Below are 19,183 nucleotides of genomic sequence, written 5' to 3' on the forward strand. Positions count from 1 at the left end.
TTACAGACGTATTGGAACTCCAAAATAATTCAATTGTACATTTATGCCTAGTTTGATAACTAAGATGTCTTATTTTACTATTCACTATGGACTTGTAAATCATTTTCACTTAAACTATTCTGCGAGGTTTGTGACACAAAAGATTCTCTTCATTTATTATGCTACCAGGATTGTTTCTAAATAAAAAAAAAGTTCCCAAATGAGAACCTTATCTTTGCTCTTAAAACTCTTTTAATCACCAATAATTCTTTTCAAAAAATTTTATTATTTCATTTTTATAACCAAATTTATCAATAATTTGTTGTAGTAATTCTATTTCATGGGAATGAGTTTTTCTGTCTCGAGCGTTTCTCGATATAAGTCAATAAAAGGAAGGTTTTTACTAACAGCATTGTTTAGTTCCTTTTCAACATCATAGGATACTTTTTTAAACCTCACTTCAGCAATCCCTGTCTCATCAATTTCAAGAATTGCATAAAAATGCCAGTTTCTGCCATAAGCTAGGTTTCTAACTATTAAAGGATTGCTATCCCGATTGCTTATTTATATGAGTTGATGATTCCATAATAAACCAAATCTAAATAATGATTATCCTTCTTTACCTGATCAATTAGTACCCCTTCTTCCCTCATCCCTAGTTTTTGCATAACTCTTCCTGAGGCTGGATTTGTTTTAAAGTAACGAGCAAATACTTTGTGTAGGTGTTTTTCATTAAATGCAAACCATAAAATTGCTTGCGCTGCCTCTGTTGCATATCCATTTCCCCAAAATTCTTCACCAATCCAGTATGCTATTTCACCATTGTTAAACTTCTGATTGCTTAATAGTGCTATAGCTCCATATAGCTCACCATTTTCCTTATCAGTTATTGCAAACTCATAAGACATTTCATTATTATAATTTTCAAGATGGTTTTGGATCCAAGATTTAGCATCATCCACTGAATATGGATAGGGTAAATAAAGTGTATTTTTATAAATATTATAGTTATTACAAAGGTTGGCTACATTTACTACATCAGATTCTTGGAATAATCTAATTACTAGCCTTTCAGTAGTAATCATCTTATTGCTTTCATCATATTTCATAATAAGAGTCCCCCATGACGAAATGGTTTCTAATTTCTATAAATAAAAAGACAATATCTAATTTTAGATATTGCCTACATTTATCATAATAACTATTCTCCAATTAAAAGGAAAAACCTTCTTCCACAAACCTGCCCCTTTTCTACCATAAGCAAGATTCCACTTATTACAGGAATGCTGCCCTGTTAGTACCATAACCAAAAACGGTAATAATCCTTCATGGATTATTACCCCGATAGTTCTATGAGGGTCCCAAATTTATTATAAATTCTTTTTCACTAGTGTTGCATAAATATTGTCGCAATTTTCAGTCTGATTATCCTCCTTGTTTAGAGCCAAAAAGGTAAATACCTATTCAAAGGTGGCTCCATCCATTTGGGTTTTTTTTACAATTAGACTTGTGCGACAACAACAATTTGCTTATTAAGGGATGGCTTTCCCTTCAATCTTTCGAAGCCAGATATGGGCTGGTTTCCACAATGCAGCCCTTAAATAACGGCTAATTTGTAAGGTTTTTCGCTTACTTCTTGTTTCAAGTTGTACGAGAACATGTAGGCAAAAAACAATCAGTGCGATAAACACTTGGTTTTGAATCGCCCATTCACTTTGACCGTAGAACTTTTTGATGCTGAGATGCTGTTTGATCCATTTAAAGAACAACTCAATTGCCCACCGTGATTTGTACATCTCTGAAATTTCTTCGGCACTCAAATCAAAACGATTGGTAATTAAATGCAGTTCATTTCCTTTTGAATCCATCACTTTTAGAAGGCGAAAGTAATTTTCAGCACGGTTTTGAGTCGTACCAATCAACACCATTTGATCTGACAAAACAGCTGAATTCTCGGGTAGTTTAAAATTATAAACTTCCCGTATGACTGCGTTTTTCCGTAGCCTTGAAAGAAAAAAGTAACCATCATCTGTCATTCGGTCAAAGCGCTCGTAATCTAGGTAGCCACGGTCAAACACATACATGCATTCTTTATCATCAACCATGATTTCAAGCTGACCACGATCATGTTCTTTTGCCGTTGTTAAAACAGCCTTTTCAGGATAGGAACTCCCTTTTTCCATAAACACAAGTCTCAAATGCAACTTGACACCCGCTTTTGTTTTGCGGAACTTTGCCCATTTATGATTGGTCAAATTAAGTGGCAATGTGCTTGAATCAATGATTTTTAACGGCATAATAAGCTTTGTATAATGTGTTTTTGCATGAATTTGTGCGACTAAATCAAGGAAAAGCCTTTGAAATAAATCTGGATTTATACCGTTTAATCGGCGTGAGAGCTGAGAAATACTGATTGAATCAAGATCAATGCCTTTTTGTAGTTGGTCGTCGAAAAGACAATCGCTTAGCTCATGCAAACTTTCGACTTCTTGTAGCTGTGCAAAAAGGAGTAATTTTAGAAATGAGTCTGTTTTTAGTTTTTTCGTATAGTAATCTAATTTCAACGTTTTCACGGTTTCTTCAAAAAGTTGAAGATTTATTGGTGAAAACCATTGTCCAAATGAAGTTTTTCGTGTAATCTTGTCCATGAGTTGGTCCTTTTTTAGTGGATTTGGACGGGTTACCACCTGACTTATCCATTATAAAGGACTTTTTCTTTGCATAAAATAATAAAATTGAACATTTTGAGTATTTTTAATAGTAAAAATAAATTAATGCAACACTAGTGATTCTTTTTAAATAAAACCCTATCTTGATTTGGTCCGTCATAGTCCTTATACACGGGAACTCCATCTACGACTGCATCTCCTTGTTCAATATCAAAACCCATATTAGTATGAAAGGAAATTGAAACTTTATTGATAGGTGAAGTTACACAACGGATTATATTACCACCTTTTTGTTTAACCACATAAAAAAATTTGTTGTAGAGTGTTTTTCCTACATTGTGTTTTCTATATTCTGGATGTACTCCAACGAAATGAATATACGCCTCTTCAGACTTTGATTGTGATAAAAACCCAATAAGAAATCCTACTATTTTCCCATCTTTTTCAGCAATAAAACTTGTATCTGTAAAATGATCAAAAAAGAGCTTTGGTAACTTATCTGCCATTTGTCTTCCTCCCCACCATTGATTTAGTAATGGCGAGATTTCATAGTAATCTAAACTGTATACTGAACGAATCTCCATTTTTAATCTCCCTACACTTGTATGTTATATTTACCCAATCCCACAATTATTACCAATTTTGGCACATCTATTATTCACTCTAGTTCAACTATCCAACTTTAGTAAGAAATGCGATACCTTTTAGTAAAAGTATCGCACCCATTAATTTTTGTGAGATATTGTACAATCTTAGATTTTTATTCTATTCAACTTCTTGAACGAATCCTAGTTCATTCCCGTCTAAATCACGAATTGTAAATTTTTCCTTAACCCCATGGGGTTAAGGAAAGTTCCTCAATTATATTTACGTTATCTTTTATTTCTTTCCAAAATGATTCAACATCTGAAACATCAAAATTAAACCTTCCGTATGATGGAAAATTTTCATCCTCCATAATAGCGAATACGTCAGCTTCAAAGTGTGCATAGTTGGGTTTTTCTGGTGGCCAAGTACCAGCGACTTTAAATCCTAATACAGTAGTATACCACTTCAATGCTGTATCTAAATTTTTAACATTTACTCTAACGTGTGATAACTTTGTTTTCATTATATCCTCCCTTTATCATACCAGGCTTTTTTGGGCCTATCTTCCGGATATCCAAAAGTACTTCTATATGATTTTCTTTCATTCGTGAAATCAAACCATTTTCTATTACTGCCTGGGTTATTTGCATAATCTATTACACAACGTATTTGATCCTCAACACAACTATCAGTCCATACACCCATTTTCTGTTCTAATTTGTCAAAAAGCTGAGCCCCATTTTTTTGACTTATCTCTTCTAAAGAAAAAAGTTCTAACTGGAACACCAGTTTTTCTGCTAGTTCATATCCGATAGTCGGTACTGTTTGAAATTCTGCTAAGGCTTTAACTAGCCGTGCCCTTTCAATTGAAGTCTCTAATATCTCTACAATTTGAGTTGTATTAAGTGTATGTATTTCACCTATTTTTACTTTAGCTTTTCGTAACTGTTTTTTTTCATCATTAGATAATGGTAGTTTTGGATATGAATTCAAATTATCCCTCCTATCTAAAAATAATAGATAATTGTAAACTTCGACAATTATTTTTAATATCCTCCTAATTCAACTATCCTGCCTCGTTAGTTGAAGAACTAAATTTTCATAATCTTTAAGTGTATTTTACCACATACTGTTATAAATCCTTGATTTTTCTCGCAACAGACTGATAATCACATAGTATTTTACAAGTAAATTAGCACACTAATTCGCACAATGACAATAGGCATTGTCAAGTTATTATTTTGGGTGCTATTTGTTATGATAGTTTGTTGTTAATTTCTTATAAAAACGTTGATATATCAAGGAAAATAGTTCTGCTATTTACTGTGCTAAAAGGTATGATAATCTATGTGCTATTTACGATGTTTCTCCACAAAAACTGAACTACTTAGTTTTAACGGGTCTCCTTTTTTCAAGACGTTTTCTAAAGGATTGTTATTTTTTCAATAGAAAAAAAAGAATTAGTTGGAAAAATGGAGCAGACGGAATACACGAAGACTCCTGTGGGATTATCGGGACAGTCTGAGACCCACTGAAAACGAAGTGTATTCCGTCTGCGGGTAATAGCAATAAACTTTACGAAAACAGCCTTTTTCAGAAATTCTTCCATCACAAAATAGAATAGCCACATAAAGGGAAGAAAAAAATTTTCCCCGAATTTAAATATGTTTTTAAAATTTTTTATCAGGGTAATATATTGGTACGCCTATCCCTTACATAATAAAACGCTACGAACAATTTGAAATATTCTGATAATAATGTATAATAAAGGAGATTTATTCCTTTTATTATTCTAGTAAAACAATTACCTTTGTCTTACACTGAAAGGTTTCCATTTTTAAAAGGGATAGAACATATAAACTAGCAAAGGAGATGAACATCGATTTACATTTCAATCACAAATATAATAATGAACACACGGAAAAAACATTATTATAAGAGGAGGAGAAAGTAAATAACTATGAGTGATCAATTAAATCCTGACAGTAGGAACCCAAAAACAAATCAAAAAAACAATTTAAAAATTATTGCAATTATCTCCACATTTGGTGGTCTTCTTTTTGGCTTTGATACTGGAGTAATTAATGGTGCTTTACCTTATATGGCCCGTCCAGATCAGCTTAACCTCAATGCAGTTACTGAGGGTCTCGTTGCTAGCTCCCTATTATTCGGAGCAGCTTTCGGAGCGATGTTCAGTGGTAAACTGGCAGACAGCTATGGAAGAAGAAAGGTTATTCTTTATCTTGCTGTTATCTTTCTTATTACAACACTCGGTTGTACTTTTGCACCGAATATCCCCATAATGATTACTTTCCGCTTCTTACTAGGTATCGCGGTTGGAGGAGCCTCTGTAGCTGTTCCTACTTTTCTGGCGGAAATGTCCCCAGCCGAACGCCGTGGCCAAATGGTAACACAAAATGAATTAATGATTGTTACAGGTCAATTACTTGCCTATATTACAAATGCCATTATCGGAAATACAATGGACGGAGCAGGACATGCATGGAGATATATGCTCGTCATTGCATCAATCCCTGCTATTGTTTTATGGATTGGAATGCTTGTAGTACCTGAAAGTCCGAGATGGTATGCATCGAAGGGCCGATTTAAAGAAGCTTTTCGCGTACTATTGCATATTAGAAAAGAAAAAAGAGCAAAAGCAGAATTACAGCAAATCAAGAAAGCAGTCGAATCAGAAGCAAAAGTCGAACAGGTTGGTTTCAAAGACTTGGCAGAACCATGGATTAGAAGAATTGTTTTTCTCGGCATCGGAATCGCAATCGTTCAGCAAATTACCGGTGTAAATTCGATTATGTATTATGGTACACAAATATTGCAAAATACAGGATTCACTACGGAAGTTGCCTTAATAGCAAATATAGCGAATGGAGTCATTTCTGTTTTAGCTACATTTGTAGGAATTTGGCTACTTGGACGTGTAGGTAGAAGGCCGATGCTTATTACAGGATTAATCGGTACAACAACTACCCTACTATTGATTGGAATTTTCTCCTTCACTTTAAGTGGAACAACCATTCTGCCTTATGCTGTACTTAGCATGACTGTTACTTTTTTAGCTTTCCAACAAGGTGCGATTTCCCCCGTTACATGGCTTATGCTAGCTGAAATATTTCCTTTAAAGCTTAGAGGAGTTGGAATGGGTGTTTCCGTATTTTGCTTATGGACCACAAACTTTCTCATTGGTTTAGTTTTCCCGATACTTCTCGATAATATCGGCTTATCCAATTCATTCTTTCTATTTGCGGTACTGGGTATATTTGCGATAACGTTTGTTAGCAAATTCTTGCCTGAGACAAAAGGAAAAACGTTAGAGCAATTAGAACAGTATTTCCGCGGCTTTGATAAACAACCTCGAGATGTCCGGAAAACTAAAATAGGAGAAAACCAACTACATTCTTAATTTTTACTATTTAAATAATAAAAGTTAAAGTATTTCATTAGCTTTTCAGAGAGAGTTCCCCTCAAAAAGGTAGGAACTCTCTTTCGTTTTGACAATTTGCATTTTTTTTAACGGATAATTTTACATTTGTTAAAATCAATCAACTAATTTACTGCAATTTATATAGAAGATAGATAAACTAGCATCACTTTTACTTTCCTGCGTTGAAGCGTTAAAAATAATCATTGACGAGTATCCAAATATTACAATATAATAAACTCCAAATTCAAGGAGAATGGGGAGTTCTAAGGTGAAAGAGTTTTTCAGTAAATTATTAAATGGTATGAGTATCGGAATCGTCGTTTCTTTAATCCCAAATGCATTACTTGGTGAAATATTAAAGCTCTTTATTCCTTTCTTTCCTCCGCTTCAGCACGTTTTAGATATTACTGCATTTATTATGAGCTTATTACCTGTGTTGATTGGTGTAATGGTCGGAATATCCTTCAAGCTGTCCTCAATTCAAACAGCTAGTATCGGCATTGCCGCAATGGTTGGAAGTGGTGTTGTTCAAAAAACAGCAGATGGATTATTTACCTTAAATGGCATTGGGGTCGTGATAAATACTGGTATTACCGCTGCACTTGCGGTATTATTTGTTCGCTTTGTCGGCGACCGCTTGAAAGCATATTCTATTCTTCTACTACCAACCTTATGTATTTTAATACCAGGAATGGCGGGCTATTTATTATTGCCGTATATGAAATCTACGACTGGATTAATCGGTATTGCAATCGAAAATATTACAAACCTACAACCTATCCTAATGGGTATTATTATTGCTGTCGTATTCTGTTTAATTATTCTTTCTCCTATCTCTACAGTAGGGGTGGCAACCGTTATTTCTCTGGCTGGAGTTGGTTCAGGGGCTGCAAACCTAGGAATTGTCGCAGCAGGTATTGGATTAGCAATAGCAAGCTATAAGGCAAACTCTCTAGGGACTGCATTGGCACATGTACTTGGATCACCTAAAATCCAGATGGGGAATTTCTTTATGAAACCAAAGATTGTTATCCCAATGATTATTACTGCTGCTGTATTAGGTGGATTAGCTGGCTATTTAAATATCCAAGGGACACCTTATAGCGCTGGCTTTGGATTATCAGGATTAGTCGGTCCTATGAATTTTATGCGCTTAGCAGAAGGCGGCTGGACTAGTAAAAATATTACTATAATGGTTTCTACCTTCTTAATTATTCCGTTTCTTTTAAATGTGTTCTTCCTGTACATTTTTTCAAAAAAATTAAAAATGATTAAATCGGACGACTATAAATTAAATTTTGATTGATTTTAATCCAAAAAGTAGAGGATACCAGTTAACAAACCTTGGTATCCTCTACTTTTTCTCTATTTTGCTATCGCAATAATTCCCTCTTCTTCATCGAGCACTAATTTTAACCCCATATAGGGATCCATATTTAAATACTCATCTAACCATAATCGCAGTGCTTCAATCATATTTTGAGTGATTAGCACTTGTTTACGATCTTGGACGTATGCTTCGGCAGAAAATCCATAGTCATCATCATACATTAGCTCTACTTCTACTTCCTCTGGTCGCACTTGCTTTTTTCGCGAGATATAAACACATATCGCATTAATAATATCTTGTTCCGGAATGATTAGTTTCTCCAATTATTTGCTTCCTCTCTTTTCTTGTTTCGGTAGAAAGTGAATAATTTCTTGATTAAATTGAATACCAATACAATCGCAATAATATTAATTAACAGCCCTAAAATAGATCCAAATGCTCCCATATTGGCAAAAAGGCTACCAAATAATAAACCAGCAAGCCCCCCTACCATTAAACCTCTCATTAAACCGCCGCCAGAGAAGAAGCCACCTGATTTATTTGTTGTACTAGATTGATTTGATTTTGTCGTATCGTTTGTATTATTTTTCTTTTGGAAAAAGGAATTATTATTTGTATTGCTATTATTGTTGTTAAAGCTTCTTTTTCCGGACTTATAAGACTTTGCCTCAACTGTTGTAACCGAGTCTTGAAACACGATACTTACTGGTGATAAAACCAATCCTAATGTGAGAATTGCTGATAAAATTTTCTTCATTTTTATATCCATTCCTTTCGCTTCGCTCAAGGCACAAAACGTAATGAAACAAGTTTGCACTGAGCGTTATTTTGGCAAATCTATAGCCATAGGGATACCAATCAACTACAAATCACGCGGAGGTGAGTGGGCTGCTCCAGTTGTGGAGTGACCGCATTTTTATATGTGTAGATTGCCTTTCCAAGCACAAATAAGTGTGACTTCGAGCACGCAGACTTATCTTTGTATAAACATTACTCGTTTATCGCTGGGCAATCAGTCAATGTTGTCTATCCCTATAAATCTTATAAAGGAGTTTTCCCTATGGCTTTAAAAATTGTTTATCCCATTTGTTGTGGAATTGATGTCCACAAATCCTTTGTTGTGGCTTGTATTGCCTCCACTTACAAAGGAGTAACCACTTACAAACGCCATCGCTTTTCAACCTATACAAAAGGATTGCTTGAGCTGTCACAATGGCTTTGTGAAAATGATTGTCAGGATGTTTGTATGGAATCTACCGGGAAATACTGGATTCCTGTGTTCAATGTACTAGAAGATTCCTGTAACATCACCTTGGCGCATCCTAAGTATGTCAAGGCAATCCGCGGTAAAAAAACCGATAAAAAAGATGCTAAATGGATTGCTGATTTATTTAAACATGATCTTGTAGCCGGAAGCTTTATGCCTCCACTTGAGATTAGGCAGCTTCGTGACCTTATGCGTTATCGCTTCAAGCTGACTAACTTTATGTCGAGTGAGAAAAACCGTCTTCAAAACAGTTTAACTGTGTCTAATATTCAGCTTGGAAATATTGTTTCGGATACCTTCGGCAAAAGCTCCATGAACATTATTGAGAAGCTACTAAAGGATCCATTAGACACCTCATTTGATTTAGAACCTTTAATTCATGGCTCCATGAAGCATAAACTTCCTGAACTCGAGCTCGCTATTGATGGATACATTACATCTGAACAGGCTGAAAAATTAAAGGTTATTAAACAACATTATGAAGACCTTGGAGCCCGTAAAGCAGATCTTGAAAAAATTATTCTTTCACTTGCCGCGTCCTACCATGATGAAATCAACTTAATCTTAACTGTTCCGTCTTTTAAAAACATTTTTTCCGCCATTGCCGTGGTTTCCGAAATAGGTGTTGATATGGACGTGTTTCCGACAGCTAAGCATTTATGCTCCTGGGCAGGACTTACACCCACAAATAACGAGAGTGCCGGCAAGAAAAAGTCAGTAAGAATTTCAAGAGCTGGATGTTACATAAAACCACTTTTGGTGCAATGTGCAACCGCAGTGGTTAAAAGTGAAAAACATCCCGAAATTCGAAACCGTTACCTACGGCTAAGAAAACGCCGTGGTCACAAACGAGCAATTATTGCGATTGCACGAATGCTTTTAACAGCTATCTACAATATTCTCAAAAAGAAAGAAGCCTATAACGCTGAATTATATTTAAAATCGGATGTTCTTCCAGTAAACCGTGAAATCACGGTAGAACAAGCGATTTTATTAGCTAAAAACCATGGTTATCATGTGTTAGAAGCATCTTGATTTTGTCGTATAAATTTTAAAAAAATCATCCAATGATGGTTTATTTGTCATGCATTCTTTTTGAGATAGTGATTTCAATAATTATTTCAGACTTATTCCTCCTGATAATTATCATCGATTTTGTATACTAAGCATACCTTAGACTTTATATTTTCCTTACCTTGTTAGTATTTGCAGGAAAAATAAAAAGCCCTCCCATTTGATTGGTAAAGGCTTTAAAAATGTATCTATTTATCCCTTTACCAAGAACGGCAAAGGTCTCGCAAACAACATCCAGTTGCCAGTTAAGCCGGCGATTTAATCGCGTATTGACGACGTAACTGTTAGCTACTCCCCTTTGGAGTATGCAATTTTTAAGTATAAATACATTTTAATATAAACAACATGTCTAGTCAACTTATATGATGAAAGCCTATTCACATGATGAACATATAAAGAAAACTTCCATCAGCAGGAGTTCTTCCTCCTACTTATCGGATCTTAACAGACAGAGAGGGATAAATACTTCCTTAATATTCCGCTTTCTACTAAAAATTCCACCTCCTATTTTTTGTAAATACATGAATAGGATTTTGTTAATATCATAACCTAATGTATATTCCAAAATAAGTAAGTAGGTATGTAAATGAGTACAAGCTTAACCTTTCCTCAAGCAAAGTATAGTACAGCTGGTATTACCTATTTAATGCATCAAAAACCTTGTTTAGTCGCTTGGTGGTCAGCTGTTTTCCCAGGATTTGGGCATTACCTTCTTAATCAGTATGCTCGTGCGACGCTCCTAACCATTTTAGAAGTGATTATTAATACTGGTGCCCACATTAATGAAGCTATGATTTACTCCTTTTGCGGAGAAATAGAGCTAGCTAAATCGGTTATCAATATAGATTGGATGATTGGCTATATTGTTATTTATTTAATAACTATAGGGGATAGCTATCGTTCAGCCATTCAATTAAATAAATTCGTTGAACTCTCTACACCAGATTTAGCTAGTTTAGAAATATTTCCATTTGAAATACAATATTTGCAAAATAAGAGTCCTCTTTTAGGGATTCTCTATTCTCTAACATTTCCTGGATTAGGACATTTGTATAACCATCGAATATTCTTAGGATTTTATGCGATATTTTGGTGGTGGACATATGTTATACTATCTCACGCTCATAAAGCTATCGTATTGATTATTACAGGTAATTTCGATTCTTCCATTACCATTTTAAATCCACATTGGTTACTATTCATGCCTTCAGTAGTTGGGGGTTCTGTTTACCATTCGTATATTACCTGTATTCAACATAATAAGCTTGCAAATGATTCTCAACAAAAACGCTTAACAGATCGGTATGCAGGTTCCAAGTTTAGTTTAAGAGGTGCAAAGGGATGATTATAGTCGGAACCTTTCAACCATCTATCGAAATCGAGCGTGCACTTTCCGAAATAGAAGAATTAGGGATCCTTCCGGAAGAAATGATGGTACTATATATGGATGAATTCCCTCCTAAAAGCAATAAAAAAAAGGACTCTGCAGATCTACATGTTTCTTCTTTTGAAATCGGTATTGCATTTGCTACTGGTTTAGCAGTCATTGGAGCAAGCGTGGGCTTTAAATTAGTAGTAGGACCAATTTTTAGTGGAATCCTTGCAGCGATTATCGGATTTTTCAGCGGTTATTGCTTGTATCTTTTCCAACGAAAGAAAAAAAATAAGATGCATCCAAGCATGCCAGAAATTATTGTACTTATCCAAAGCTCAAAAGAAGATGCCCCAATCATTAAAGAAATATTATGGAGGAATAAGGCACAGAGTGTTGGCATGAGAAAAAGAATGTGACATTTACGAATAATAACAAAAGCCAAAAAGCCAATGGTGAGAGCTTTAGACTTCTGTAATTATTCGTTTTTTTAATGTAAAGCTTTTAAACGAATTAACTAAAAGATTTTAGAAAATTTAGATATTATATACATACAATAAACAAAGGAACATGTTAATATATTGGCATGGCATATTGATGTGAGGAATGTTTACATATACTTTATTTTAGGCTGTTTTCTAAAGGATTGTTGTTTTTTCAATAGGAGAAAACAATTAGTAGAAAAATTGGAGCAGCCGGAATACACGAAGACGCCACGTGGATTAGCGAGACAGTCTGAGACCCCGGAGGCGAAGCTGAGGAGGCTTAAGCTTAGCCCTACGAAAAGCAAAGTGTATTCCGACTGCGGGTAATTGCAACAAACTTTACGAAAACAGCCTTATTTTAAAAGGAGAGGAAGTTAGTATTATGAGCTTAGAAACCTTAAATAAACGCGTACAATCAGATCTAGCTTACCTTAATTATCGAGGACCAAATTGGGTTCGTCCAAAGACGCATGCAGAAGGACATGTTTTTGATGTCGTCATTGTTGGTGGCGGACAATCTGGTTTAGGAATCGCATTTGGTCTTTTACGTGAAAGAGTATCAAACATTCTTGTAATCGACGAAAATAAAGAAGGCCTAGAGGGACCATGGGAGACCTATGCCCGTATGGTTACATTACGTACTCCTAAACATTTAACCTCTATTGATCTCGGAGTTCCTTCTCTTACTTTTCGTTCTTGGTGGGAAGCACAGTTTGGGGTAGAAGGATGGGAAAAGATTGATAAAATTCCCCGTGGAGATTGGATGGATTACCTAAGATGGTATCGGCAAACCCTTCAATTACCTGTTCAAAATGAAGTAAAGCTAACGTTAATTGAACCTTTAGAAAAGGGGCTTCATCGACTGCATATTAAAAAAAAGGGAGCTTCCTCATCCTTGCTTGCTCGAAAGGTAATTCTGGCTACTGGTATCCAAGGGGGCGGTGAATGGCATGTTCCTCCAATGATTTCTGATAATCTTCCTTCTCATTTATATGCTCATACCTCCTCACTAATTGATTTTGATTCATTAGAAGGGAAAAAAATCGCTATATTGGGTGGTGGTGCCTCTGCTTTTGATAATGCCCATTACGCCTTATCTCAAGGGATTGCCGAAGCTCATGTTTTCGTTCGGCGCAAAAAAATGCAACGTATTAATCCTATCAGGCAAATGGAAGTGTCTGGAATGATCGAGCATTTTCCTGCCTTATCAGACAAAGATAAATATGCAGGCATTGCTCACTTTTTTCAGCATAATCAACCACCAACAAATGATACCTTTAATCGCGCATCTTCCTGGTCAGGATTCCATCTTCACCTTAGCTCTCCATGGGTGAAAGTAACAGAAAAAGGAAAGCAAGCAGAAATAATTACCCCAAAAGGTACTTATTTATTTGATTTCTTATTCATTAGCACTGGTTTATTAACAGACCCTAAATTGCGTCCAGAGTTACGTTTAATACAAAAGCATATCACCCGTTGGAAGGACCGCTATGCAGCTCCAGCAGAAATTGCAGCTCCAACGCTTGATGCGCATCCTTATTTGAGCCCTGGCTTCGCTTTTATTAGCCGTGACAAAGAAGGCGAACCATTGCTTCATGGCATATACTCCTTTAATTATGCTGCATTGATTAGCTGTGGCTTATCTGCTTCTGCCCTTTCTGGCATGAGATATGGAATCCCCCGTATTGTTACAGCCATTACGGATGAATTATTTTTGGATGATAAGGACGCTAACTTAAAAGATTTTTACGAATACGATGTCGAAGAATTTACAGGGGAATGGCCTGTAAATCAAGAAGACACCTCAGAAGTTATTTAAAAAGGAAACTTCCATTAGTGTGGGGTTCCTCCCTCACTAATGGTTATTTAACCATTCAGACCCTTTACGGATAATGGTTCTTCCACCTGTTTTCCTCTAATTCTTGCAAGCTTTCGGTTGAGTCTATCTGTCCGTGAAGTGTGTGATAAACAGAGCTAGGACCCTTTATAGGCAGTCTTAGCTTTTTTATTTGGCATGTTTTAAATACATAATATTGGGTATAAATAAAAATAATGATTATTAATTGATACATATTATCATTTAGGAGGTATTTTGATGGAAAACAAAAAAATCGAGCAGTTAAAAAAATACACCATTGATAATGAACAACAGGCTGGATTAACAACCAATCAAGGATTAAAAATGGCAGAGGATGAATTCTCCTTAAAAGCTGGACTAAGAGGTCCCACCTTAATGGAGGACTTTCACTTTCGGGAAAAAATGACTCACTTTGACCATGAAAGAATTCCTGAACGTATTGTTCACGCACGTGGAGTCGGTGCACATGGCGTTTTTCAATTATACGAATCTCTTGAAGAATACACGAAAGCTGATTTCCTAAATGATACAAATAAAACAACACCTGTTTTTGTTCGATTTTCTACTGTCCAAGGCTCTAGAGGTTCTAGTGATACTGTTCGCGATGTGCGCGGATTTGCTGTTAAATTTTATACAGACGAAGGCAATTATGATTTAGTTGGAAATAACATTCCAGTATTCTTCATCCAAGACGCCATTAAATTTCCTGATTTCGTGCACGCAGTAAAGCCGGAACCCCATAATGAAATTCCCCAAGGAGCCAGTGCACATGATACTTTTTGGGACTTTGTTGGTCAAAACCATGAAACAGCCCATATGGTAATGTGGGCAATGAGCGATCGAGCTATCCCCCGGAGTCTCCGAATGATGGAGGGCTTTGGTGTGCATACCTTCCGACTTGTTAATAAAGAAGGAAGAGCTCATTTTGTTAAGTTTCATTGGAAACCCAAACTTGGTATTCATTCTCAAGTTTGGGATGAAGCACAAAAAGCAGCTGGGAAAAATCCTGACTTCCATCGCCAGGATTTATACGAAGCGATTGAGAAAGGTGACTACCCTGAATGGGAACTTGGTCTGCAAATTATTTCTGAAGAAGATGAATTTGCATTTGATTTTGATATATTAGACCCTACAAAAATATGGCCGGAAGAAGAGGTTCCTGTTAAGATTGTTGGGAAATTAACCTTGAATCGAAATGTAGATAATTTCTTTGCGGAAACAGAACAAGTTGCTTTCCACCCTGGACATGTTGTACCTGGAATCGATTTTTCCAATGATCCATTATTACAAGGGCGTCTATTCTCTTATACAGATACCCAATTATCTAGACTGGGCGGACCTAACTTCCACCAAATTCCGATTAATAAACCAGTATGTCCTTTTCACAATAATCAAAGAGATGGTATGCATCAAATGACCATTCATCAGGGACAAACAAGCTATCATAAGAATGGATTGAATAATAATCAGCCAGAACCAGTACCTGTTGATCAAGGCGGTTATGAGCATTATCAGGAAAAAGTGGATGGTGGAAAAATTAGGGGGCGTAGTGAAAGCTTCCTTGATTTCTATTCACAAGCTAAACTTTTTTATAATAGCTTAACACCATTTGAACAACAGCATGTGAGAGATGCTTTTAGTTTTGAACTTGGAAAGTGCAAATCAGAAGCAGTTAAAAACAATGCGGTAGAACTTCTCAACCGCATTGATCGCAGTATTGCAGAAGAAGTTGCTAATAACATTGGGGCAGTATTGCCTAAAGATAACCTAGAAGTAAAATCAGCCAATAAATCTCCAGCCTTAAGCATGGCCACTACTGTAAAGAAACCCGACACTCGTTGTGTTGCGATTCTTTTAAACGGAGAGCCAGATAATGCCCAATTACTTCAATGGGTTCAGGCTTTAGCAGCTAATAAAGTCAATTTTAGCATCGTTGATAAAAATCTGCATACGATAGATGGAGAATTAAAAGTAACAGACACATATGATACTGCCGATGCTAGCCTTTTTGATGCTGCATTACTTATTAGCACAAATGGCAAACTCGAGAATAAAGCCATCGAATTTATAGAAATGACTTTTAATCACTTTAAACCTCTAGGTATTTCCGTAAGTGACTATGCTGCACTAGAAAAAAGCCGAGTCACCATAAATGAACCTGGTATATTTGATCTTACTAAAGTTACCATTAATAACTTTGTTACAGGTGTAGCAGAAGCTAGATTTTGGAGTAGAACCGTATAATCGTAAAAAGATTTGCTTATATTCATCAGATATAAGCAAATCTTTTTTATTCCTCCCAAACCTTACATTTATAAGCCTTCCTTAGTGAAAACTATACTTTTACCCCGTAGACAGTACCTTATGTATCTGCTATATTAATAGTTACCAATGATAACAGTTACCTTAGATAACCATTTTCGAAAGGAGGAAAAACTTATGAAAACATCACAGCGTTTTTTTCAGCAACTATTATTGCTGTATCGACCATTTGAAAACAAACTTGTGCACGTGTTAGGAACCCACCATATTCAAAGGGCACAATGGACCATCCTGTTTTATTTATATGAATATGGTTCTGCAACCTTAGTGGAGCTTTCTAGTTATCAAGGGGTGGAGAAACCAACGATTACAAGAACAATCCAACAGCTGGAAGCACTAGGCTACGTAGAACAGATGACAAGCCAAGATAAACGCGAGAAGAGAATGCAGTTAACCGAACTAGGAAAAGAAACGTATTTAACAGTACGTATTGCTGTCGACAAATTTGAAGAAGAAATCGTTCATAATTTAACTGAAAATGATTTAAAAGAAGCGATTCAAATTATGAGCAGTATTCGAAATAATTTATTAAAATAGGGGGATTATTTTAGTGGAAACGCCAAAGGATAAATTATGGACAAAGGAATTTATTGTTATTTCCTCTGTCAATTTCTTTTTAACGCTTATTTTTTATTTATTAATGGTAACCATCGCTGTCTTTGCAGTCGATGAATTTCATGCTACAACAAGTCAAGCTGGTTTAGTAACAGGAATCTTTATTATCGGAACGTTAATTGGCCGCCTATTTATCGGGCAGACCATCGATCGTATTGGCCGGAAAAAAACATTAATGATCGGTCTTCTATGTTTTACGATTACTACCGGTCTCTATTTTGTAGATTTGGGTATTAATTTTCTTTTATTTAATCGATTTTTACATGGAATTACACTTGGAATTGCTAGTACTGCTGCCGGAACTATTGTGGCAGATATTATTCCATCTTCCCGAAAAGGTGAGGGAATTGGCTATTTCAGCATGAGCACCACCTTAGCAACTGCCATTGGCCCTTTCATTGGATTATTTATGAGCCAGCATACCACCTTCCAAATTATTTTTAGCTTTTGTTTGCTTTTAGGAATCATCTCTCTTTTTATTGGAATTTTAGTAACCGTACCTGAGTTAACAAAAGCTACAGTTGAAAATACAGCCGAGTCAAAGGGCTTAAAACTATCTAGCTTTTTGGAGCCAAAGGCTTTACCTATCGCTTTTATTATCCTACTTGTTTCCCTTTGCTATTCCAGCGTTCTATCCTTCATTAATTTTTATGCAAAGGAAATTAATCTCGTAGATGCAGCTAGCTTCTTTTTTATCGTCTATGCAGCAGCGATTATGGTTTCCAGACCATTTACTGGCAGACTAATGGACAGCAAGGGTGCGAATTACGTCATGTATCCTGCTATCATTCTACTTAGTGCAGGTCTGCTTTTATTAAGCCAGTCAGAAAGCAGCTTCACTTTATTATTATCTGGAGTATTCATTGGATTTGGTTTTGGTAATATGCAATCCTGTGCTCAAGCTGTAGCAGTCAAGGTGACCGCTCCTCATCGCATTGGACTTGCAACATCTACCTACTACATTTTCTTAGATGCAGGCTTAGGCTTTGGCCCATATGTACTTGGTTTCCTTATACCGCTTACTGGGTATCCTCATCTTTATATGATATTAAGCGCCCTGGCTCTTGTTGTTATCGTTCTTTATTATCTTCTTTATGGAAGATTAGAAAGAAAGACGAAAGTTTTTGCTTCATCTTCTATGTGAGAAAAGGACTGCCCTTGAATAGGCAGTCCTTTTTTGAGATCGGATCATATATTCTTGTTTTGGATCATATCCTTTTCCGGATGGATCATATTTTTCAAAATATCTATTAGGATTGAATTTTTTCTTCATATAATTCTATAATCTGTATATTCTTTATAAAACTGTTTTTCCTACTTTCATACACCAAACAAGTAGTTCCAAGCGATATAAGACGTTTTCTAAAGAAGGAAAAAAGGTAATGGATCACGTATTTCATATATAGAAGAAAATTTTAAGAGACGAATAAACACTGCCACATAAACAACTGTTATAGAATTAATAAAAAATACAGAGGTGAATAATAATGTACCCTTCCTCTCCACTTTCTTACACACATGTCCCGTCAAAAAGAAGCTTAACAGTATATGGAAATAGTACGTTGTCAATTGAACCGAATATTTGCAAGATCACACTTGGTATTAACACAGAGTCCAAAAATGTAACAACTGCCCAGCAGGAAAATGCTAGTACACACCAACAGGTTGTGACTTCTATTTTAGGTTTAGGCGTCCCTTCTGCCAATATTCAAACCATTGACTATACTATTTTTCCTCAGTATGACTACGTAGAGAATAAACAAGTTTTCAAAAGCTATAAAGTAACCCATTTGCTATCTATCCTCGTAGAAACAATTCAGCTTGCTGGTACTGTTATTGATACAGCCGTACAAAACGGTGCAAATCAAGTGACCAGTATTCACTTTGATGTTAGCAATCGTTCAGATCATTACGAGCAAGCACTTCAAAAGGCAATTAAAGATTCTTTATCAAAGGCAAAGGCAATTGCTGAAACCTTGCGCATAACAATAGACCCTATCCCAGTAAAGGTACTAGAGATTCCATCTGGATCTAATGTTCCTATCCCGCTTGCAAAAGTCTCATTTGCGGAGGTAGGAGGAGTTTCTACTAATCTAGAACCTGGACAGTTAATGATAGAAGCGAAGGTTGAAGCTAAATTTTCCTATTAAAAAGTAACATTTTTCTATTTCTAATATTTCCC

Annotated in this window: 17 protein-coding genes and 1 pseudogene; 10 read left to right on the forward strand and 8 right to left on the reverse strand. The window is 35.8% G+C overall.

The window, feature by feature from the left end; translation table 11 throughout:
• Positions 1–235: 235 nt before the first annotated feature.
• The 6 genes and pseudogenes from NKG37_RS26245 to NKG37_RS05195 all read right to left on the reverse strand — a co-directional run.
• Positions 236–477, reverse strand: a pseudogene (locus NKG37_RS26245) (metallophosphoesterase); the annotation flags it as partial.
• A 62-nt stretch (positions 478–539) separates the two neighbouring features.
• Entirely contained in the window at positions 540–1,088 is a 549-nt protein-coding gene (locus NKG37_RS05175; protein ID WP_016201639.1) for a GNAT family N-acetyltransferase, read from the reverse strand.
• A gap of 423 nt (positions 1,089–1,511) precedes the next feature.
• Entirely contained in the window at positions 1,512–2,627 is a 1,116-nt protein-coding gene (locus tag NKG37_RS05180) for an IS4 family transposase (RefSeq protein WP_016201461.1), read from the reverse strand.
• Between the two features lie 134 nt (positions 2,628–2,761).
• Positions 2,762–3,232, reverse strand: a complete 471-nt coding sequence (locus NKG37_RS05185) for a GNAT family N-acetyltransferase (protein WP_254415918.1) — start codon at positions 3,230–3,232, stop codon at positions 2,762–2,764.
• A gap of 245 nt (positions 3,233–3,477) precedes the next feature.
• On the reverse strand, positions 3,478–3,759 hold the full coding sequence (locus tag NKG37_RS05190) for a VOC family protein (RefSeq protein ID WP_016201637.1): 282 nt from the start codon (positions 3,757–3,759) through the stop codon (positions 3,478–3,480).
• On the reverse strand, positions 3,759–4,229 hold the full coding sequence (locus NKG37_RS05195; RefSeq protein ID WP_169189453.1) for a helix-hairpin-helix domain-containing protein: 471 nt from the start codon (positions 4,227–4,229) through the stop codon (positions 3,759–3,761). Before NKG37_RS05195 ends, NKG37_RS05190 begins: the two co-directional genes overlap by 1 nt.
• Positions 4,230–5,196: 967 nt before the next feature.
• Here NKG37_RS05195 and NKG37_RS05200 point away from each other — a divergent pair.
• Positions 5,197–6,657 (forward strand): sugar porter family MFS transporter, encoded by a 1,461-nt coding sequence (locus tag NKG37_RS05200; protein WP_016201635.1) that lies wholly within the window; start codon positions 5,197–5,199, stop codon positions 6,655–6,657.
• Positions 6,658–6,946: 289 nt separating this feature from the next.
• Entirely contained in the window at positions 6,947–7,984 is a 1,038-nt protein-coding gene (locus NKG37_RS05205) for a PTS sugar transporter subunit IIC (RefSeq protein WP_016201634.1), read from the forward strand.
• A gap of 59 nt (positions 7,985–8,043) precedes the next feature.
• Here NKG37_RS05205 and NKG37_RS05210 read toward each other — a convergent pair whose 3' ends face one another.
• Both NKG37_RS05210 and NKG37_RS05215 read right to left on the reverse strand, forming a co-directional pair.
• Positions 8,044–8,331 carry a YxcD family protein gene (locus NKG37_RS05210; RefSeq protein WP_016201633.1) on the reverse strand — a complete coding sequence of 96 codons (288 nt, stop codon included), beginning with the start codon at positions 8,329–8,331 and terminating at the stop codon, positions 8,044–8,046.
• Positions 8,319–8,765 (reverse strand): hypothetical protein, encoded by a 447-nt coding sequence (locus NKG37_RS05215; protein ID WP_016201632.1) that lies wholly within the window; start codon positions 8,763–8,765, stop codon positions 8,319–8,321. The genes NKG37_RS05210 and NKG37_RS05215 overlap by 13 nt, the downstream gene beginning before the upstream one ends.
• A 303-nt stretch (positions 8,766–9,068) precedes the next feature.
• Here NKG37_RS05215 and NKG37_RS05220 point away from each other — a divergent pair, with 303 nt between their 5' ends.
• The 8 genes from NKG37_RS05220 (at position 9,069) to NKG37_RS05255 (ending at position 19,151) form a co-directional block, all read left to right on the forward strand.
• Positions 9,069–10,310, forward strand: coding sequence for an IS110 family RNA-guided transposase (locus tag NKG37_RS05220; RefSeq protein ID WP_254415919.1), 1,242 nt, complete (start codon positions 9,069–9,071; stop codon positions 10,308–10,310).
• A gap of 625 nt (positions 10,311–10,935) precedes the next feature.
• Positions 10,936–11,694 (forward strand): hypothetical protein, encoded by a 759-nt coding sequence (locus NKG37_RS05225; protein WP_016201631.1) that lies wholly within the window; start codon positions 10,936–10,938, stop codon positions 11,692–11,694.
• Positions 11,691–12,140 (forward strand): hypothetical protein, encoded by a 450-nt coding sequence (locus NKG37_RS05230; RefSeq protein WP_254415920.1) that lies wholly within the window; start codon positions 11,691–11,693, stop codon positions 12,138–12,140. Before NKG37_RS05225 ends, NKG37_RS05230 begins: the two co-directional genes overlap by 4 nt.
• Positions 12,141–12,588: 448 nt before the next feature.
• Positions 12,589–14,025: a flavin-containing monooxygenase gene (locus NKG37_RS05235; protein WP_016201629.1), complete on the forward strand. Its 1,437-nt coding sequence runs from the start codon at positions 12,589–12,591 to the stop codon at positions 14,023–14,025.
• Positions 14,026–14,301: 276 nt separating this feature from the next.
• Positions 14,302–16,308, forward strand: a complete 2,007-nt coding sequence (locus NKG37_RS05240) for a catalase (RefSeq protein WP_169189455.1) — start codon at positions 14,302–14,304, stop codon at positions 16,306–16,308.
• A gap of 195 nt (positions 16,309–16,503) precedes the next feature.
• Positions 16,504–16,923, forward strand: a complete 420-nt coding sequence (locus tag NKG37_RS05245) for a MarR family winged helix-turn-helix transcriptional regulator (RefSeq protein WP_101728918.1) — start codon at positions 16,504–16,506, stop codon at positions 16,921–16,923.
• Between the two features lie 13 nt (positions 16,924–16,936).
• Positions 16,937–18,145 carry an MFS transporter gene (locus NKG37_RS05250; RefSeq protein WP_254415921.1) on the forward strand — a complete coding sequence of 403 codons (1,209 nt, stop codon included), beginning with the start codon at positions 16,937–16,939 and terminating at the stop codon, positions 18,143–18,145.
• A gap of 343 nt (positions 18,146–18,488) precedes the next feature.
• Positions 18,489–19,151: an SIMPL domain-containing protein gene (locus NKG37_RS05255; protein ID WP_254415922.1), complete on the forward strand. Its 663-nt coding sequence runs from the start codon at positions 18,489–18,491 to the stop codon at positions 19,149–19,151.
• Positions 19,152–19,183 lie beyond the last annotated feature (32 nt).

Origin of the sequence: Niallia sp. RD1, assembly GCF_024219955.1 — a bacterium.
Taxonomy (GTDB): Bacteria; Bacillota; Bacilli; order Bacillales; family Cytobacillaceae; genus Niallia; species Niallia alba.